At 46.1% G+C, this 458-nt stretch carries 1 protein-coding gene; it reads left to right on the top strand.

Annotated features, from left to right (window positions below):
* Nucleotides 1-99: 99 nt before the first annotated feature.
* Nucleotides 100-458: CHASE2 domain-containing protein (locus tag ACYVTD_RS16715; RefSeq protein ID WP_461248780.1), on the top strand; the 359-nt coding region annotated here is incomplete at its 3' end.

A 458-nucleotide genomic window follows, 5' to 3' on the forward strand; every position in this document is an offset into this window, starting at 1 on the left:
GGAAAGAGAAAAATAGGTAAAAAACTTACCGCGGTTATTATTTCTGGTTTGGTTTTTTTATTGATTACCAGTTTGCATTTGCTTGGAGTTTTTCATTTTTTGGAATACAAATCCTATGATATGCGGGTGAGGTTTTGGGCGGATTCCATTTACAGCCGTCCTTCCGATGAAATTGCCGTAATTTTGCTGGATCAGGACAGTATTGACTGGGCGCAGAAAGAAAGAGGCTGGGGCTGGCCCTGGCCCCGTCAGGCGTATGCCGAAATTGTAGATTACATGAATATAAGCAGGGCAAAGTCGATAGCCTTTGACGTTATCTTTTCCGAGCCTTCTGTTTACAGAAACGCCAAACAGGACGAGATAATTGATAACGCCGTAAGAAACTTGGAACAAGCCGAAGCGGAAAACGCCGCAAACCCAAGTCCGCGCCCTGTCGGAGCCGCAAGACGCCCCAGAAC

It is taken from the genome of Treponema sp. R6D11 (genome assembly GCF_054786075.1).